Origin of the sequence: Undibacterium sp. Di26W, assembly GCF_049340265.1 — a bacterium.
Taxonomy (GTDB): domain Bacteria; phylum Pseudomonadota; class Gammaproteobacteria; order Burkholderiales; family Burkholderiaceae_D; genus Undibacterium.
The window spans coordinates 32,218-51,808 of the sequence record NZ_JBMPOR010000012.1; the positions used below are offsets into that span (position 1 = coordinate 32,218).

General features: G+C 54.8%; 14 protein-coding genes. 12 read left to right on the plus strand and 2 right to left on the minus strand.

Annotated elements, in window-relative coordinates; all coding sequences use genetic code 11:
- Window positions 1-65 precede the first annotated feature (65 nt).
- A complete protein-coding gene (locus ACO0LM_RS15395) occupies window positions 66-641 on the minus strand; it encodes a DUF3455 domain-containing protein (RefSeq protein ID WP_423038155.1) in 576 nt (191 codons plus the stop codon).
- A 371-nt stretch (window positions 642-1,012) separates the two neighbouring features.
- Between ACO0LM_RS15395 and rlmF the strand changes: the two genes are divergently transcribed.
- The 12 genes from rlmF (at window position 1,013) to ACO0LM_RS15455 (ending at window position 17,394) form a co-directional block, all read left to right on the plus strand.
- Window positions 1,013-2,008: a 23S rRNA (adenine(1618)-N(6))-methyltransferase RlmF gene (gene rlmF / locus ACO0LM_RS15400; protein WP_423038156.1), complete on the plus strand. Its 996-nt coding sequence runs from the start codon at window positions 1,013-1,015 to the stop codon at window positions 2,006-2,008.
- Between the two features lie 192 nt (window positions 2,009-2,200).
- On the plus strand, window positions 2,201-3,445 hold the full coding sequence (locus ACO0LM_RS15405) for a nitronate monooxygenase (protein WP_422984281.1): 1,245 nt from the start codon (window positions 2,201-2,203) through the stop codon (window positions 3,443-3,445).
- Window positions 3,446-3,595: 150 nt separating this feature from the next.
- Window positions 3,596-4,924, plus strand: a complete 1,329-nt coding sequence (locus tag ACO0LM_RS15410) for a hypothetical protein (RefSeq protein WP_423038157.1) — start codon at window positions 3,596-3,598, stop codon at window positions 4,922-4,924.
- Between the two features lie 129 nt (window positions 4,925-5,053).
- A complete protein-coding gene (locus tag ACO0LM_RS15415; RefSeq protein WP_423038158.1) occupies window positions 5,054-7,591 on the plus strand; it encodes a TonB-dependent receptor in 2,538 nt (845 codons plus the stop codon).
- Window positions 7,592-7,596: 5 nt separating this feature from the next.
- Window positions 7,597-8,388, plus strand: coding sequence for a DUF1868 domain-containing protein (locus tag ACO0LM_RS15420; RefSeq protein WP_423038159.1), 792 nt, complete (start codon window positions 7,597-7,599; stop codon window positions 8,386-8,388).
- Window positions 8,389-8,916: 528 nt separating this feature from the next.
- Window positions 8,917-10,350, plus strand: a complete 1,434-nt coding sequence (locus ACO0LM_RS15425) for an ammonium transporter (RefSeq protein WP_423038160.1) — start codon at window positions 8,917-8,919, stop codon at window positions 10,348-10,350.
- On the plus strand, window positions 10,347-10,751 hold the full coding sequence (locus ACO0LM_RS15430) for a hypothetical protein (protein WP_423038161.1): 405 nt from the start codon (window positions 10,347-10,349) through the stop codon (window positions 10,749-10,751). The genes ACO0LM_RS15425 and ACO0LM_RS15430 overlap by 4 nt, the downstream gene beginning before the upstream one ends.
- Before the next feature lie 391 nt (window positions 10,752-11,142).
- On the plus strand, window positions 11,143-11,922 hold the full coding sequence (locus tag ACO0LM_RS15435) for a FadR/GntR family transcriptional regulator (protein ID WP_423038162.1): 780 nt from the start codon (window positions 11,143-11,145) through the stop codon (window positions 11,920-11,922).
- Window positions 11,923-12,335: 413 nt separating this feature from the next.
- Window positions 12,336-13,247 carry a 5-dehydro-4-deoxyglucarate dehydratase gene (gene kdgD / locus ACO0LM_RS15440; RefSeq protein ID WP_422984267.1) on the plus strand — a complete coding sequence of 304 codons (912 nt, stop codon included), beginning with the start codon at window positions 12,336-12,338 and terminating at the stop codon, window positions 13,245-13,247.
- Window positions 13,248-13,368: 121 nt separating this feature from the next.
- Window positions 13,369-14,946, plus strand: coding sequence for an aldehyde dehydrogenase (NADP(+)) (locus ACO0LM_RS15445; protein ID WP_423038163.1), 1,578 nt, complete (start codon window positions 13,369-13,371; stop codon window positions 14,944-14,946).
- A 136-nt stretch (window positions 14,947-15,082) separates the two neighbouring features.
- Entirely contained in the window at window positions 15,083-16,456 is a 1,374-nt protein-coding gene (locus tag ACO0LM_RS15450) for an MFS transporter (RefSeq protein WP_423038164.1), read from the plus strand.
- Between the two features lie 11 nt (window positions 16,457-16,467).
- A complete protein-coding gene (locus ACO0LM_RS15455; RefSeq protein WP_423038165.1) occupies window positions 16,468-17,394 on the plus strand; it encodes an SMP-30/gluconolactonase/LRE family protein in 927 nt (308 codons plus the stop codon).
- Between the two features lie 265 nt (window positions 17,395-17,659).
- On the opposite strand, the gene ACO0LM_RS15460 is transcribed toward ACO0LM_RS15455, so the two are convergent.
- On the minus strand, window positions 17,660-19,546 hold the full coding sequence (locus ACO0LM_RS15460; RefSeq protein WP_423038166.1) for a glycoside hydrolase family 28 protein: 1,887 nt from the start codon (window positions 19,544-19,546) through the stop codon (window positions 17,660-17,662).
- Window positions 19,547-19,591 lie beyond the last annotated feature (45 nt).

Here is a 19,591-nt window from a genome sequence, read left to right on the forward strand (position 1 = left end):
AAGGCGAGTAAGGGTTTGATTATTTTGACGCAAGATAGCATCCCAACCATCCTGCATCAGGATAATCAGTTTGCCTTAAAGAAATAGTAAGTGGCTTTATAAGGCGTGCGCGTTTCTGCACCCAGTTGAAAATCCGAGCAGCCGGTCAATGGTGCTTTGCCACCCACGGTTACCACGCGCTGTACGCTGGTGATAGCGGAAAATGTCCCCGTGTCTGAGCTGGATTTGGCTTTCAGCAATAACCAGGGGATGGCGTTGGTATCCATACTCTCGCTTTTGGCGACAACTTCTGCCACCACTTTGCTGCCATCATTCGCTTCCCAGGTCGGGCCTTCATAGTGCTTGCCCAGCTTCACGCTGGTCACGTCGTGATTGGCATACAACTCAGCCAGAGGGGCGCGGAATACCCATTCAAATTTTTTGGGGCCGCCTTTGTTGGCCCTGCAATCATAAATCTGTACGCCTGTTGCGGCCATTTGAAATGCCAGCACTTCGCCAGCAGGTGCTTTCAGATTGACAGGTACGCTGACCACCTGGGCGGCTGGAGTAGCTACAGTCGCTGTTTGCTTGACAGGTGCGGTCGAGCAGGCGGACAAGACAGCAATGGCAGACAGGCCGCCGACAATAGCGATTTTCTTCATTTCTTATACCTTTCAATAAGATGTTCAAGGCGCGCCATTACCGCAACTTCCAGGTAATGTTTGATATATCCCAGGGTTTGACACCGCATCACACGCTGGCACGAGCATACGCTGTAATGAAACTTGCGGGGACAAAGTTGGAATGCGCAGATTTTAGCAATAGTGTTTCAAAATACATAAAACACTTACGGAATTTTACAACCTCGTCATGGGCATACAAACCCCCAGTTCTTCCATATGCCCGACAATAATTGCCTCAGATAAATAAGGTTCATTTTCTGACAAACGGTTATTCGCCCTTCATGGGACAATACTGGTCCAGCATCCTGCCTGAATCTCATCGGGCATTGCAAATTTGTGGATCAGGCTTCATGAGCGACAAAAACAACAAAGAAAAAAGAAATCAGACTGCCGGACAATTGCTGCATCCACGCAATCGTCATCAGGGCAGGTATGACTTCGCCGCCCTGATCAAGGCAGAACCGGCATTGCTATCGTGCCTCACGGAAAATCCGGCAGGTGAAGCGACCATCAATTTTGCCGATCCGCTAGCGGTCAAATTGCTCAACAAGGCTTTGCTGCAAAGCAGTTATGGGGTACGTGAATGGGATATTCCACCTGAAAACCTATGCCCGCCCGTGCCAGGCAGGGCTGACTATGTGCATTACCTGGCCGACCTGCTGGCGGGCAGCAATCAGGGACGTATCCCCAAAGGCAGGCAGGTACTTGCTTTGGACATAGGCACCGGTGCCAGTTGCATTTATCCCTTATTGGGGGGCAGCGAATATGGCTGGTCATTTTGCGCCAGCGATATCAATGCGGATTCACTCCTCAACGCCCAGACCATACTCGACCGCAATCCTGGCTTGGGCACGCAAATACAACTGCGTCATCAGGCCAATCCACAGGCCGTGTTCAGAGGTATCATCGCGGATGACGAATGGTTTGATGTCAGTCTGTGCAATCCGCCCTTCCATGCTTCTGCGGCAGAAGCGCAGGCGGGCAGCATGCGTAAATGGGAAAACCTGAAGAAAACCAGCCACCTGGACCACACTGGACCTGTATTGAACTTCAGCGGTCACGATGCTGAGCTCTGGTGTGAAGGTGGGGAGCTGGCGTTTATCAAGACCATGATCATGGAAAGTGCGGCTATATCCACAAAAATATTGTGGTTTTCCACCCTGGTGTCAAAGTCGGCCAATTTGCCAGCAATTCATGCGGCCTTGAAGCAGGTCAAGGTCAATGATCAGAAAACCATTATCATGGGCCAGGGGAATAAAGAGAGCCGCCTGGTCGCCTGGACCTTCCTGAATGCCAGCCAGCAAGCAGCCTGGGCCAAATTGCGTTGGTCAAATAACAAGAAATAAAACACAGACCAAGGAAATTAAACGCTGTACAGAATATAATTTTACCTGTGTGGGCAAGGGCTGGCTTACAATCTCGTTCGTCTTCCGGATTGCAGCCCGGATCGAGCAATGAATAAGCAATAAATAAGCAATGAATAAGTAAGTATGTACGTCGCGTGATTTACTTTTGAGCAAAATGTGTCAAGGATAACAATGAAACGTGTAGATGATTTCCGTCTGAAGCTGGGCAAAGATGAGCTGGTTCCTATCATGATCGGTGGCATGGGCGTCGATATTTCCACTGCTGAACTGGCTCTGGTTGCTGCACGTCTGGGTGGGGTTGGCCATATTTCTGATGCCATGGTGCAGGATGTCTCCGACCGTCGTTTTGACACCAGCTTCGTCAAGGAAAAGACCAAATTCTACAAATACAATATTAACAACTCCGACAAGACTGACATCAAGTTCAATCTGGAGCAACTGGCCGAAGCCACGCGTATGCACGTAGGCAAAACCATGGAAGCCAAGCAGGGCAAGGGCATGATCTTTGTCAATTGCATGGAAAAGCTGACCATGAATGGCCCGCGTGAAACCCTCAAGGTGCGTCTGGAATCGTCATTGGATGCCGGTATCGACGGCATCACCATGAGCGCCGGCCTGCATCTGGGTTCCTTTGGTCTGATCGCTGATCACCCTCGCTTCCGCGATGCCAAGCTGGGCATCATCGTTTCTTCAGTACGCGCGCTGCAATTATTTTTGCGCAAGAATTCCCGCCTGAACCGCCTGCCTGATTATGTCATCGTCGAAGGCCCGCTGGCTGGCGGTCACCTGGGTTTTGGCATGGATTGGGCCGAATACGATTTGCAGACCATCATGACTGAAATCGTTCAGTACCTGAAGGCAGAAAACCTGGATATTCCTCTGATTGCTGCCGGTGGTATTTTCACGGGTAGCGATGCCGTGTCCTTCATGGAAAACGGTGCTGCCGGCGTACAGGTGGCCACCCGCTTTACCGTCACCAATGAATGCGGCTTGCCTGCCAGTGTGAAGCAGGAATATTTCAAAGCCAGTGAAATTGATATCATAGTCAACAATATCTCGCCTACCGGCTACCCCATGCGCATGCTGAAGAACACGCCGGCAATTGGCGATGGCATACGCCCAGGCTGCGAATCTTATGGTTATCTGCTGGACGGCAATGGCAACTGTGCCTACATCACCTCGTATAACCGTGAAGTGGCAGCGCATCCCGAAGCCAAGAAAGTCTCGGTCATGGACAAGACTTGCCTGTGTACCCATATGCGCAATTTCAATTGCTGGACTTGCGGTCAGATGACATACCGCCTGAAAGACACGACCCGCAAATTACCGGATGGCACCTATGCATTGCTGAGTGCAGAACATGTATTCCGTGATTATCAATTCAGTGTTGATCACCAGATCGCCTTGCCAGTTTAAATTGCTGATCTGAATACAAGACGCCGCTTTGCCTTCTAAGCAACGCGGCGTTTTTCATAGTTAAACGCCCTGTTGTGCGACTCAACCTGGAACGGGTGGCTGCCGTCAGTGGAATACGCATATACTGTCAAACTACGATTGTTGACGGGGATGAATGCGGTGACCCAGGAGCAGGAAAAAAACAGCATGTTTGAAAGTGGTCTGACACCGCCTCAGCCGCGTGAAGCTTGCCTGGACGCGCTGGCCCGCGTCCTCGCCAGCCAGACCTTTGCCAAGAGCGCGCGACTGTCGTCGTTCCTGCGTCATGTCTGCGTCACAACCGTGGAGGGGCAAGCGGTGGTGCTGTGCGAGCAGCATATCGGCGTGGCCGTGTTCGGCCGCCCCGAGCACTTCAATCCCGCCGACGACACTATCGTACGCACTACGGCACGGCTGCTACGCCAGCGCCTGGCTCAATACTATGCCGAAGAGGGTAACGCGGATGCGCTGCGCATCGCGATCCCGCGCGGCACCTACGTTCCTGTGTTCGTCCTGGCCACTGCGATGCCGTCGCCAACCGCGGAAGAGCCGGCCTTGCCACTGGAACTTTCTGTCGCAGCCACTTCCCCTAAATCCGCTCCGGTCCTGCGCGACCGCAGACTGACACTGGGTATCGCCGCGCTGGTAGTGGTGATAGTGGTGGTAGTGCTGGCAGGTGCGACGGCTTGGCTGGGCCAGCGTGGTCCGTCCGGCGTGACAACCTTCTGGACCGCGCTACTGCCGGCCGACCGCGATGCCCTGCTGGTCGTGTCCGACGCGGGACTGGTGCTATACCAATTAGAGACCCGCAGCCAGGTCAGCCTCGAGGCTTATGCAGCCAAGCGGGTGGGTGAGCCCTTGGTACCGCCTGACTTGGGCCATGCAGAACATTTCCGTGCACGCCGCTACACCGGCATGTCCTCGGTCCAACTGGCGGCGGAGCTGGGCAAGCGCGCCATCGCTGCACCGCAGCGCCTGCATCTGCGCTTCGCGCGTGACCTTCAACTTGGCGATCTGAAACGAGCCAACGTGATCCTGCTCGGGGTAGCGCAGGCCAATCCTTGGTGGGCTCTATACCGCAGTCAACTGGATTTCCATATCGACTGGAATCCTCAGCAGCCGGACCAGTTCTTGATCCTGAACGACCATCCCCGCAGCGGAGAAGCTCTGGGGTATGCCTTCAAGATCGACGATCCGCAACGGCGCGGCTTTGCCACCATCGCTTACACCCGAGGGTTGGGCGGTGACGGGCATGCCCTGCTGATCGGCGGCACCACCTCGGCGGGGACGGAGGCGGCTATCGAGTTCCTGGTCGATCCGGCACGGCTGGCCCCTTTACTGAAGCAAGCCTCGCTAGCGGACGGTTCAGTCGGCAGCTTCGAAATCCTGCTCCAGTGTGTGCTGCAGGCAAACGGCAGCACCGACGTGCGCATCCTCGGTTTTCACCTGCACCAGAGCTGATTTCTCCTCGGTTTCACCGGGAAACTTCACCGTGAAACGCCTTACGGTGCCAAGTGCGCCCCCTATACTGCGCTGCAATCCGGCCTAGTCCGGTAATCACAACAACCAGCCAAGTCGAGGAAATCCGTGGTGAAGAATAAACAGAGAGACCGTAGCGCATTATCCATGCTCCTGCTCGGAGCAATCAGTATCAACGTCCAGGCGGCCGATGCGCCGATACCAGAACTACCCGCGTCGCAAGACAAATCCGAAACCGCTCAGCAAGAAGTCGTCGTGACCGGCACATCCGGCCGCAAGAAGAAATTCGAGACGCCGTACGCCATCTCCACCATCAGCGAGGCGGAAATCCAGCGCAAGGACCCCAAGAGCACGGTCGACTTACTGAAATCTGTCCCTGGCATCAAGGTAGAAAACTCCGGCGGCCAGGGCGGCGGCGAGAACGTGGTAATCCGCGGCCTACCGTTTTCCGGCTTCCGCCTGATGGACATGCTGGAAGACGGACTGCCCCTGTTCGAATCGAACTTCGAGCGCCAGTTACAGATCGACGAACTGTACCGGGTCGACCTGGGTACCGTCGGGGCCGAGATCGTGCGGGGCGGCACGGCACCGGTGTATAGCAATAACGCGTCCGGGGGCGTGGTCAACTTCCTGTCCAACTTCGGCACGACCGAGCCGGATCATGCCGCTAAGCTGACGGTGGGCCAACACCATCAGGTACGCGCTGACCTGGCAATGTCCGGCCCAGTCAACGACCGCCTGCTGTATAGCTTCAGCGGCTTCCTCCGCCAGGGCGATGGCTTGCGCGACCCGGGTTTCAGCAACGCCGACCGCGGCGGCCAGATCAAACTTGGCGCGACCTATCTGCTGGGTGGTGGCGACAAACTGTTTGTCAGCCTGAAGCACCTGGACGATCGTGCTATTTTCTACACCAGCATCCCGCTGACGGATACCCGCAACGGCAATTCGCTGGCCAACCAGATCGACCCGCACACCGGCACCCTGGATTCGGCCAGCTTCCGCCAGGTGCGCTATCGCGTGCTGGATGGGCAGGGCAGCAGTGGCTACGCGAACCGCGACCTTGCCGACGGCATCCATCCCAAAGTCACCACGCTGACGGCCGGCGTCGACTTCACGCTGCCAGGCGGCTGGAAACTGAGCGACAAGGCTCGCTATACCAGCGGCGAGGTGGGCTTCAACGCGCTCTTGAATGGTGCTCCATCAGACGCGGGGGCGCTGCTTCAAGCCAACCTGAGCACGGCCCAGAAGGCGTTCGCCGGCACCACGTCACTGCGCTATCTGTATGCGGGCAGCGGCCAGGTGTTCGACCCGGCTGCCACCGCCGGACTGACCATGACCAACACCTGGTCCAGTACCATCTCAACGATCCGCAACGCGGTCAACGACCTGCGCGCCAGCAAGTCCTTCGCCCTTGCCGATCTGGGTACGCACGACGTGGCGCTCGGCCTAAGCCTGAGCCGTTACAGTCTGGAGCAGCAGCAGATCGGTAACACCATCCTCACCAACGTCAAGAACAATGCCGACCTGTTGGACATCCAGGCACTGAACGCCGCTAGCCAGCCGACCGGCATGGTCACAGAAAACGGCTTCACCACCTATGGCAGCGGCGACCTGATCGGCCGCGTACACGGCCTGGCCTCGGCCGTCTACGCGGCGGAAAACTGGCACATCTCCAAGGATTGGCAGGTCGACATCGGCGTTCGCCACGAGGTGCGCCAGGAACGCGGCGAGCGCGGCGTCATCGGCAAGCAGGCCCTGTCCAGCACCGGCCCGTTGGCCGCGCAAAGCGTGACCGGCCTGACTGGCTACGTGCCCTACAGCGTGACCCAGCATGGCACGGCCTGGACCGCCGGCTCGCTGCTTCAGATCAGCGAGCCACTCAACGCCTTTGTGCGCTATTCCAGCGCCTACAGCTTGCCGCGTCTGAGCGATTACTGGGCCAACATCAACAACGGCGTGGCTGGCACCTTGCCCAACGGCCAGCCGGTGCCGGTGACACCAGTGCGCCAGGCCGAAGTGGGTTTGAAGCTGTCACAGCCGCAACTGCAGCTGGTGCTGATCGGTTTCTACAGCAATTTCAAGAACCTGAATTCGTCGACCTACTTCGCCGATGCGACTGGCGTGCTCACTAATCAGCCACTGCTGATCAATACCACCACCAAGGGCCTGGAGCTGGAAGGGACATGGCGTCCCTCCAGCGCGTTCGAAGTGAACGGTTCAGTCACCTTGCAACAACCAGATGTGAATGGCGGTGTGACCTTCACCACTTTGTCCGCCAACAGCCTGGCCGGCAAGCAGATCCCGCGCGTGCCGCGCACCATGGCCACGCTCAGTCCAGCCTGGCTGTTCAAGTTTGACGACCGGAGCGGACGCCTGTACGCCACCTTCAGCGCTGTGGGCAAGAGCTACCAGGACTTTGTGAATACCAGTATTTTGCCGGCCTATCGGACGGTGGACCTGGGATTCCAATACCGCCTGACGCCGGGAGTCAGCCTGCAATTAACGGTTTCTAACCTGACTAATTCCGCCGGGCTTACCGAAGGTAATGCCCGCGCGCCGTCCGGCAACGCCTTCAGCGTCGCGGAGGCGAGCACAGGCCGCCCGATCTTCGGCCGCAGTGTCGCCGCGTCGATCATGGTCCAGTGGTGAATGCCATGAACGCTCAAGCAAACGGTCAGCTAAGCTGGTCCCGGCGGCGCGCCCTGGCGCTGTTGCTGCAGGGTGGGATGGCGCTTGGTGCTGGCGCGGTGAACGCCGCGCCGAGTGCGACCACAGTGGCACCGAAATTCAACCCTGATGGCAGCGAGGCGCACTGGCCCGGTAACTCCATCATCTGTCATGTGGACAAGCGCAGCGAAACCTTCATGGCCTTGCTGGACATCCATCAAAACCTGATGCGCAGCGGCATGCTGCACCGGATTGCCGTACTGCCACCAGCCAGCTACCACATGACAGTCTTCAACGGTATCTCGTATCCGGCGCGGCATCTGGACTTTCCTACGGATATCCCGCCGGATGCCGATGAAGCCTTCTGCAACGCCTGGTGGCTGGCCAAGCTGAAGGTCTTCGATCTCGGGTGCGAGCTGCCGTTCCGCCTGCGTGTGTTGCCAGTGGAGCAGCAGACCAACTTGTACAACATCCAGTTCGAGCCGGTGGACGCAGCGGAAAACCGCAAGATCCGCAAGTTGCGCGACCGGCTGGCGCAAGCGCTGAACTACCGTCTGGCCGACCACGACAGCTTCCGCTTCCACATCACGCTGAACTACTTCTATTCGACGATGACCAGCGAAGAGCAGCGCCGCTTCTTCAAGCTGCACCAGGTGCTGGCCGGGGAGTTGATCCGGCGCGCGCCGGTGGTTGAACTGCAGAATCCAGAGTACGTGTATTTCGACGGGATGTACGAGTTCCGGCCCCAGTTGCTGTTACAGAATCAGCGTCCGGCATAGCAGCAAAAAAGCAAAGTGTACGCGGTCGAATTCATGGCCAAGCTTGGGCTGGAGGCAGTACGTGGGGTGAGACCAGGGCGATGCAGCACAGGATGGCGAAGTTCTGCGCTGCCTCACCCACACGAATGCCATGATCTCATTACTCTTGTCTGCGGCGCGGACTTGGCCCAACGTCAAACTGCTGATTTGAATACAAAACGCCGCTTTGCCGTCTCAGCAAAGCGGCGTTTATCATGGAGTCACGCGCAATACACGACCGGCATGCCTGCCATCCCTTTAGAAAACGGCTTAGCACCTTGGCCGTGCAAAGTCATGCCTCACGGTAATATTTGCTTACATTTTGGTGCGTGCATGCGCCATCCCCACCTTCACTGGTGGCACAACTCCCTCAAATAGCCAGCAACGACATCAAATCCACTGGTATCAGCCTTGGCATGAAAAATGCTGCGTCGCACACGATAATCGCAAACACTATTTGCAAACAATCTTGTGTGTCATTGACGATGTTTTTTGAAAAGGCCAGCTTTGATGAAAATACGCGTACTTTCCAACTTATTGCTTCCTCTTTCTTTCAGCCTGTGCCTGCTCAGTGGCACCTGTAACGCACAGGCTGAGCCGCCTGCCGCAGCTTCAGTCACGGCAGCGACCACAGCGGCCCCTGCTTCTTTGCCCGCTACAACCCTTGCTACACCCCTTACTCCTGCAGAAGCCCCGCCTGCAATGACCAAGCCTGGCATGATCGCTGCTGACAAGATCAGTGCGGGTGACACGGCCTGGATGCTGACCTCGACTGCACTGGTATTGCTGATGACCATCCCTGGCCTGGCCTTGTTTTATACCGGCATGGTGCGCAAGAAAAATGCCCTGGGCACGATGGCGCACAGTCTGGCGACCACCTGCATCGTCACGATCTTGTGGGTGGTGCTGGGTTATAGCCTGGTGTTCACTGCAGGTTCGCCTTATCTGGGCAGCATGGACAGGTTCATGCTGCATGGCGTGAGCTTTTTGAAAGAAGCCGGTCAACTTAGTGTGCATCAACTGGCACCGACGATACCGGAAAGCGTGTTCCTGATGTTCCAGATGACGTTTGCGATTATCACCCCGGCTCTGATCACCGGTGCCTTTGCCGAACGCATGAAATTTTCTGCCTTGCTGCTGTTCATCACACTGTGGTCATTGCTGGTGTATGTGCCGGTTGCCCACTGGGTATGGGAACCGGCGGGCTGGCTGGCGGCACGTGGCGTGCTGGACTTTGCCGGCGGCACAGTCGTGCATATCAATGCCGGCGTGTCTGGTCTGGTGGCTGCACTGATCGTCGGACCACGCCTGGGGTTCGGCAAGGAACCCATGCCACCCCATAATCTGTTGCTGACAGGTATTGGTGCATCCCTGTTGTGGGTGGGCTGGTTCGGCTTCAATGCAGGGTCTGCTGGTGCAGCAGATGGCAGGGCCGGTCTGGCGATGCTGGTCACACAGGTGGCAACGGCAACATCGGCACTGGCCTGGATGTTCGTGGAATGGCTGCGACGTGGCAAACCCTCGGTACTGGGCATCGTTTCTGGTGCCGTCGCCGGCCTGGTGGCGATCACCCCCGCTTCCGGCTTTGTCGATCTGACCGGCGCGCTGGTCATTGGTGCCGTTGCCGGCGTGGCCTGCTACTGGGGCGCGACTTCACTCAAATCCATGGGGGCTTACGATGATTCACTGGATGTATTTGGTGTGCACGCCATCGGCGGCATCGTCGGCGCCCTGTTGACCGGCGTGTTTGCGCTGAAGAGCATAGGCGGAGCCGATGGCAGCCTGGCGACGCAGGCATTTGGTGTCATCGTTACCGTGATTTATTCGGGTGCTGTGACTGCCATCATTTTATGGCTGGTCAAAGTTACCGTCGGCTTGCGCGTCACTAAAGAGCAGGAAAGAGAAGGGCTTGATCTTGAACTTCACGGGGAGCATATCTTATGAGCACCAGCACCATAGTCCAGAACGCCATGTCAGACAATCTTGCGTTTTCCCTCATGGCACGTCTGCATGTTATTTTGCGGCGGCAAAATGGCCGCGTCACTGATATTGAATACATGCGTGTCAACCCGGCATATTGCCGTGCGATACTGGATCTGTCGATGGGATTGCCACATGCCGATCTGCACGAAATTTGCCTGAAGCTGGAAGACATCTATTTTGGAGAAGACGGCCTGTTTGTTGCACCCGCGCCCGCTGGTCCTTTGCTGGCAAGACTGTCCGCCACGCAAAAATTGCGCCCCAAAGTCGCCAGCCTGGATGATGACAGTATCATGCCAGTGCCCATGCCTTTGCCTGACCACAATGCCATGGTCGATCAGACCTACATAGGCAGGCTGCGCTAAACCACGCAGGCGATACAGAACCGAGAGGCTTGCACACAAGCCTCGGTCAGGCTGATTTCAGGACACCTTCTTGTCCTGCATCACACGGGCCACGCTATATTCAATGTCATCTCTTGCCTGCTCCAGAACATTCGGCGCAGCAGGCGGTCCGTGCGGGGCCAATCACCATCAAGCCACATCAGTGGAATCCAGCCTGAGACTGGAAAGCGACCTGGTGGCAGATGTTATCGCTCAATGATTTCATACGACCCGGACTGGCGTCGCCCTGCGTCGAAAAGTAGGCGAATAAACTACAAAAATGCAATTCAGATAAGTGATACGTCATCATACAACATACGTATGATGACTTGATGTAAAATCAGTGCATCTTCGTAAGGCCAAACTTGACACAATGGAAACTCAACATATAGCCAATACCCCCCCCAGCGTAAGGCGCCACAAGAGTCTGTCTCAAGGGCTGGTTGAGAACATTACGAACAATATCAAAAATGCCGTGTTCAAACCCGGTGAAAAGCTTCCTACCGAATCCGCCATCATGCAACTGTATGGCGTCAGCCGGACTGTCGTGCGCGAGGCGATTTCTCACCTGCAGGCAGCCGGACTGGTACAGACGCGGCATGGCATAGGCACTTTTATACTTGAACCTGCCAGCAGCACCCTGGGTATTTCGCGTGAAGCCATTATTACCGTCAGGGACGTGCTCGACATACTGGAATTGAGGATCAGCCTGGAAACCGAAGCCGCCTGGCTGGCAGCATCGCGCCGTACAGAAGAACAACTGACCGAACTGGCGGCAGCCTTGAATGATATCCTGACCAAGAAAACCAGGGATACCGAATCGGTGAATGCCGATGTCCGCTTTCACCTGCTGATTGCACAGGCCACAGGCAATCGTTATTTTGTCGATATCCTCAGTGATCTGGGCACCACCATCATTCCACGCGCCAGACTGAATTCTACGGCGCTGAATCTGGGTACCACCAGCAGCTACATAGATAAGGTCAATCACGAACACGAAGATATCTATAGTGCCATCCTGCGCAAGGACCCGGAAGCGGCCCGCGCTGCCATGCGCACCCACTTGAGCAATAGCAGGGAAAGACTGCGCCAGGCACAACTACGCATGGAAGAAGAGGCCTCTTCCGGCCAGACGGAAAATCAAGCGACTTGATACCGTCAACATATTGGTATGGGCAACATACCAAATATGTAGTACTCCACCCCCAAAGCACGGCCATAACTACTGCAGATACACGGTAGTTATGGCAAGCCTGACAAGAATTCCCCTATACGCCCCTGCGGACTGAAAAGGCCACCAGGACGGCACATAAAATAAATCACCATAAATAAAAACGATGCTTGCAGTCTTTGATTTTAAGTTGTACGATGACGTACATCTTGACAAATATCTTCAGCATCAGGGCAGAAAGCATGCATCTGCGCTGGGCAAACCAATGAATAGGTGTCAAATTTGCTTCACCGACAGGCATCACCCAAAGATTATGCAAGACGAATACCTTTCCAACCGAATTCATCCTTATTTCACACTTATCGCTATTTAGCTACTTACTTTCAGGAGACATCATGAACCCACAAGATCTGAAACAGATACTTTCCGCTGGCCTGCTTTCTTTCCCATTGACCGACTTTGATGCGGCTGGTGATTTCAATGCAAAAACTTATGCAGAGCGCCTGGAATGGTTGTCTCCATACGGTGCCAGCGCCCTGTTTGCTGCTGGCGGCACAGGCGAATTCTTTTCTCTGACAGCCAATGAATACTCGGACGTGATCCGTGTAGCGGTCGATACCTGCCGCGGCAAGGTGCCTATCCTGGCCGGTACCGGTGGCCCTACACGTCAAGCCATCGCTTATGCGCAAGAAGCACAACGCCTGGGTGCCCACGGTATCCTGTTGTTGCCACATTACCTGACTGAAGCCAGCCAGGACGGCCTGATCCGTCACGTGGAAGAAGTCTGCGCGTCCGTGAATTTTGGCGTGGTTGTCTATAACCGTGGTATCTGCCGCCTGACTGCTGATTCCCTGGAAATACTGGCAGCACGTTGCCCTAACCTGATTGGTTTCAAAGACGGTATCGGTGATATCGAACTGATGGTTTCCATCTGGCGTCGTATGGGCGACCGTTTCAGCTACCTCGGTGGTTTGCCTACAGCTGAAGTGTATGCGGCCGCTTACAAGGCACTCGGCGTTCCGGTCTATTCATCCGCCGTATTCAACTTCATGCCAAAACTGGCAATGGACTTCTACCACGCCGTTGCAGCGGACGACAGCACTACGGTCAACCGCCTGATTGATGATTTCTTCCTGCCTTATCTTGAAATCCGCAATCGCAAAGCCGGTTATGCTGTCAGTATCGTCAAGGCCGGTGCGCGCCTGGTTGGTCATAGCGCCGGACCAGTCCGTGCACCATTGACAGACCTGACAGCAGCAGAAGATGAAATGCTGCATAAACTGATTTTGAAACAAGGTCCACAATAAGCTGTATAAAGACGAAGCTGCGCGGCGTGTGCTGTTGCAGTTTCGTTTTTGCGTTTGCAAAACCCATCATTACCACCATGCTGTCATCCCTGCATCTGATGCAGGAAAGAAGGAGAACATAATGCAAATTACCGGCAAAATGCTTATCGGTAAAAATTCGGTGTTTGGCCTGGCTGGCAACATTAATGCCATCGACCCATCCACCAACCAGCAAATCGAACCCGTATTTGGCTTCGCCACCGCTGAAGATGTGCAGCAAGCTTGCGCCCTGGCTGAACAGGCATTTGATACCTATCGCGAAACCAGTCTGGAGCAACGCGCCAAGTTCCTGGAAACCATCGCCACCGGCATCATGGATCTGGGCCCTGTCCTGATCGAACGCGCAGCACAAGAAACCGGCCTGCCAGTAGCACGCCTGGAAGGCGAACGCGGCCGTACAGTCAATCAGTTGCGCCTGTTTGCCAAAGTCGTACGCGATGGTTACTTCCTCGATGCGACCATTGATTCTGCCTTGCCAGAACGCGCCCCGCCACGGCCAGATCTGCGCCTGCGTAAAATTGCGCTGGGTCCGGTCGCGGTATTTGGTGCCAGTAATTTCCCGCTGGCTTTTTCCGTTGCAGGCGGCGACACCGCCTCTGCACTGGCTGCCGGTTGCCCGGTCGTCGTCAAAGCCCACAATGCCCATCTGGGTACTGCCGAACTGGTTGGCCGCGTCATTCAAAAAGCCGTCGCTGACTGCGGTCTGCCTGAAGGCGTGTTTTCCATGCTGGTCGGTGCTGGTAGCCAGGTTGGTCAGCAACTGGTCGGCCATCCTGCCATCAAGGCAGTCGGCTTCACCGGTTCACGTTCAGGTGGCCTGGCGCTGGTACGTACCGCCAATCAACGAAAAGAACCTATCCCTGTGTATGCAGAGATGAGCAGTATCAATCCGGTTTTCCTGCTGGATGATGCACTGAAAACACAGACCGCCCAGTTGGCACAAAACTTTGTTGATTCGCTGACACTCGGTGCCGGTCAGTTCTGTACCAATCCTGGTCTGGTTATCGCCATTGATAGCAACGCTGCGCGCAGTTTCCTTGAACTGGCAGGTCTGGCACTGGAGAAAAAACAGGCGTCCACCATGCTGACGCCAGGCATACACCAGGCTTACGTCAAAGGCAGCAGCCACCTGGCAAAAATCGCCGAGCTGACTGTAGTCGGCAAGGGTCAGCCAGCAGAATCTCCATGTGCGGCACAAGCCTTGTTATCGGTGTGCAGCGGTAGTACTTTCCTGACGACAGCAGCATTGCAGGAAGAAGTCTTTGGTCCATCATCGATCGCCATCCTGTGCAAAGACTTCAATGAAGTCCTGCAAGTGTCGGAATCGCTGGAAGGCCAATTGACCGCTACCGTGCATGCCACTGCAGCAGACCATGACCAGGCGAAGAAGCTGTTGCCAGGACTGGAAAGAAAAGCGGGACGCATTTTGTTCAACGGTTTCCCTACCGGTGTCGAAGTGGCGCATGCCATGGTACACGGCGGACCTTTCCCTGCCACATCCGACAGCCGCAGTACGTCGGTTGGTGCAACGGCCATAGACCGCTTCTTGCGTCCTGTGTGTTATCAAGCGATCCCTGCCGACTTGTTGCCGGCAGCATTGCAGGATAACAATCCGCTGCAACTGACTCGTATGATAGATGGAAAACTGACTTTGGCATGATGCCGGGCCGGGCTGGCCCAGGTGCCTATGCATCACAGGCCAGCCCGGCCAGTAAGTCGCAAGCAAGGACAAAAATGAACACGCGAGCACACAAACAAGATGTGCCCATCATGAACAACGACAAGGAGACGCTCAGATGAGCCAGCAATCCGTAGGCAAATACCGGTGGACCATATGTGCCCTGCTATTTTTCGCCACCACTGTAAATTATCTTGATCGTCAGGTACTCAGCCTGCTGGCACCTGATCTGTCCAAAGAATTTGGCTGGACGAATACTGACTATGCCAACATCACTGCTGCATTCCAGTTCGTGTATGCGATTTCCATGTTGTTTGCAGGTCGCCTGATCGACAAAATAGGTACCAAGAAAGCGTATCTGCTGGCGATTGCCGTGTGGTCGCTGGGTGCGATCATGCATGCCTACTCCATCGCTGTGGGTCAAAGTGTGGCCAATGCCTTTGCCGCATTGGGTCTGGCTGCTGTCCCGGTGTCGGTGGCCGGTTTCATGATTTCACGCGCTGTACTGGCCTTTGGTGAAGCGGGTAACTTCCCGGCAGCCATCAAGGCGACGGCAGAATATTTCCCTAAACAGGAACGTTCGTTCGCGACTGGTATTTTCAATTCCGGCGCGAATATCGGTGCCATCCTGGCCCCACTGACAGTACCGTGGATTGCAGCAACCTGGGGTTGGGAAACCGCCTTCATCGTCATCGGCGCCATCGGTTTTATCTGGATGATTTTCTGGAACATGTTTTATGAAAAACCAGAAAAACAGAAATACCTGTCGGCTGGCGAACTGGCTTATATCAACAGCGGCGACGTACAGAATCCTGAACCAGTCGTTACTGAAGAAACACCTGGCAAGAAAATCTCATGGATGAAACTGTTGTCGTATAAACAGACTTGGGCATTTGTCATCGGCAAGTTCATGACTGACGGTATCTGGTGGTTCTTCCTGTTCTGGCTGCCAAAATATCTGGAAGCGCAGTACCAGATGCATAAAACCGATATCGTGATACCGCTGGCTGTACTGTACAGCATGACGATGATAGGCAGTATTGGTGGCGGCTGGTTCCCCAGCTATTTCATGAAACGCGGTTATAGCGCCTATGATGGCCGCATGCGTGCGATGCTGGTGATTGCCCTGTTCCCGCTGGTGGTATTGTTGGCACAACCGCTGGGCTATCTGGGGCCATGGATACCGGTGCTGTTGATAGGCATAGGTACCTCTGCGCATCAGGCTTGGTCCGCGAATATATTCACTACCGTGTCTGACATGTTCCCGAAAAAATCGGTTGCTTCCATCGTTGGTATCGGTGGTATGGCCGGTGGTATTGGTGGTGTGCTGGTATCGAAAATCGGCGGCTGGTTATTCGATTACTACGGTAAGCTTGGCCATATACAAACTGGTTACACCATCATGTTTACATTCTGCGCAGTGTCTTATCTGCTGGCGTGGAGCATGATGAAGTTCCTGGTGCCTACCTATAAAGAAATCACCGACTTATAAAATCACGCGTCATGACTCAGCATTCAGCTCAACTCACCTCTCCGTTTCCAGATCTGGAAGCCATACCGGCAATCAGCTGTGCCGTGGGCGAAAGCCCCATGTGGCATGCACAGCAGGCTGCCTGGTACTGGGTGGATATCCCAGCGAAAACCATCTGGAAGCTGGATGCGGGCTCTGGTGAACTGCGCTCATGGCAGACCACTGAAATGGTTGCCTGCATTGCGTTGAAAGACGATGGTGATTTTATCGCCGGTATGGAAAGCGGTATCTTCAATCTGAATCTGGGTGCAGGGCCGCGTGCACTGCAAACCCGGCTGGCAGCACCAGATACACTCGGGGCCGGCATGCGCTTCAATGATGGCCGTTGTGACCGCCAGGGCCGGTTCTGGAGCGGTACCATGTTCATGGACATGGCTGCCGCCAAAGCGGTCGGCCAGTTGTATCGTTATTCACAGCAGCAAGGTTTGTCCACAGCTTTCGTCAGCAATCTGTTGACGCAAAATGGTCTGGCCTGGTCACCGGATGGAAAGACCATGTATCTGTCAGATTCCCATCCGGCCAGCCAGACCATCTGGACATTTGATTATGATGTGGATGAAGGCGTGCCACATGGGCAGCGTGTGTTCATGGACATGAAACCGCTGGCCGGACGCCCGGATGGCGCGGCCATGGATGTCGATGGTTGTTACTGGATATGCGGCAATGATGGCGGTTGTCTGTTGCGTTTTACGCCCGCAGGCAGGCTGGACAGAACCATTCCTTTGCCTATGGCAAAACCATCGATGTGTACGTTTGGTGGCACGAATATGGATACCCTGCTGGTGACATCCATCGGTGCCGGCAAGGCTGAACATGATCAATGGGCTGGCAGCCTGATATTGGTGCGCCCGGGCGTATGCGGTGTACCGGAAACCCCTTTTGCAAGTATCCTGAACTGATTTTTTTGCACATCGGGCCGACTCGTAATAATACAGCCTGTAGCAATCACTGCTTAGCCTTTGAATGCCGCCGTGCAGATAATCGCCCGGCGGCATTTTTTTCGCTAGAACCTATTTACGATCTGTAGCGAGCGAATGTGCGTGCATCAGCGGGGTAAAGAGCCGCGTAAAAAGCGGAATGTACACTAAGACCATGAGCATTTTGAGCAGCGCATGAGCCCGCGTGGACTCCATTGCGCTCGCGCTTAAGATCGTAAGCAGGTTCTTAGACGGACAGGATGCTGTTATGCAGCTTATCGCCTATCTTCACATTCTTCAATTCCAGACCCTTGACGTTGTACAGATACAGCGGGCTGTCGGCATTCACCGGCGTACCAAACTGGCAATCACTGATGGTGACATTGGTCACCGGGAATACCAGGGGATTTTTGTCGTCACCGTTATAATCCGAGGCAACCGGACCAAGGATCACGATGGCCTGGTAACAGGAAAACTGGCCTTTCTTGGTCGCCACGTTACCTACCGTGACATTCGAGATATGCACATTGTCAACAACGGGGGCGCGGGTTCTGACATTGTCGCTTACTGGCGCATAGTCACAGTCAAAGGTAATGACCGCACCAGCTGCGGTTGCCACGGTTTTTGAATGGATAGGTGAGTTCGGCAGGGATGTGTAGAAGGATGGACTGGTCTGCACGCCGTTCGGAATCGAGATATTGCGAACAAAGAAATTCTTCAGGTAACCGCCACGGTTCATGTTGGTCTTCAGGCGAATCGCAGTGTTCAGTGGATCCGTGTCCCAATGTACGTTTTCAAACAACAGGTTTTGTGCATAGACATTCTGTATGCCACCCGCCATTTCGCTGCCCAGCGTGACTGCGCCATGACCGCTTTGCATGGTGCAATTCTGGATCACGATATTTTGTGAAGGTCCATACTGGGTATCCAGGTTTTTACCGGCCTTGATGGCGATGCAATCATCACCTGAATCAAAGGTACAGGATTCGATCAGTACGTGATCGCAGGCTTCCGGATCAAAACCATCGCTGTTTGGGCCATGGCTTTTCGCCTTGACATTGCGGATGACCACGTTGCAGCAATGCACAGGGTGATGTTGCCAGAATGGCGTATTGTTGACCTGGTAACCCTGCATCAGCACATTGGTACAGCCAATGAACTGTATCATCGGTGGGCGCAGGTTATGACCCAAGCCAAAAATACGCTTGCCGATAGGCACCCCGGCTTCGGACAAGGCTGGCAAATAACTGCCGTCAGCGCGCCATTTATCGCCTTCACCCTGGATACGCAATCTCTGTTTTTCATCCAGTTGCGGTGCCAGTTTTTCCAGGGAAGCTGCATTCAATTCATTCGGTGTATTTTCCGACCGCTTGCCGCTCTTGTAATTCGGTGTGGAACCTTGTCCCACCGAATTGATGGTTTTTTGCTTGCCTTTCCAGGTCCACCAGCAATCACCACTGTCGTCAAAGGGGACACCCCCCTGGCCATCAAGTATGCTGGTCCAGTCATCACCTGTCAGCGCAATATGGTCTTGCGCATAGGCATACACCATGGGCGAAAAATTCAGACAATCATTACTTTGCCAGCGTGAAATCGTCAGCTTGCCATTCAGGCCGCAATCAAAATTTCCATATTTGGCATAGTCTTCCGGATTATTGCTGAAGTAGATATGCGCACCAGACTGCAAATGGACATTCACATTCGACAGAAAAACGATGGGGCCAGCGCAAAACCAGTTACCGGACGGCACAATGACACGGCCCCCACCAGCCTTATGGCAAGTGGCAATCGCTTCGGTGATGGAAGGGTAAATATCTTTGGAATTTGCTACCGGCGTCGACAGATTGTCTTGCGCCTCAAATGAAATCCAGGCTTTGACGGTTTTCAATTCACAGGGAAGGGCACCGAAATCGGTAATCCGGTAGTCTGCCCGGCGGAATTTGAGTGGCACCGACAGGCGGTCAACTATCGCCTGGGCTTTCAGCCACGGGTCTTCTATCAAGGGCGCGGCCAGCGCCTGTCCAACCGGCAGGGCTGCACCGGCGCTAAGCGATAATCCTGTCAATGACATTTTTTTCATGAAATCCCGACGGGGGGACGATGTGCCTTCGGTTTGTGTTGCGTATTTTTTCATTATAGTGTCTCTGTTCATTAAGTTGTCCAGTATCTTGGCCTGCTG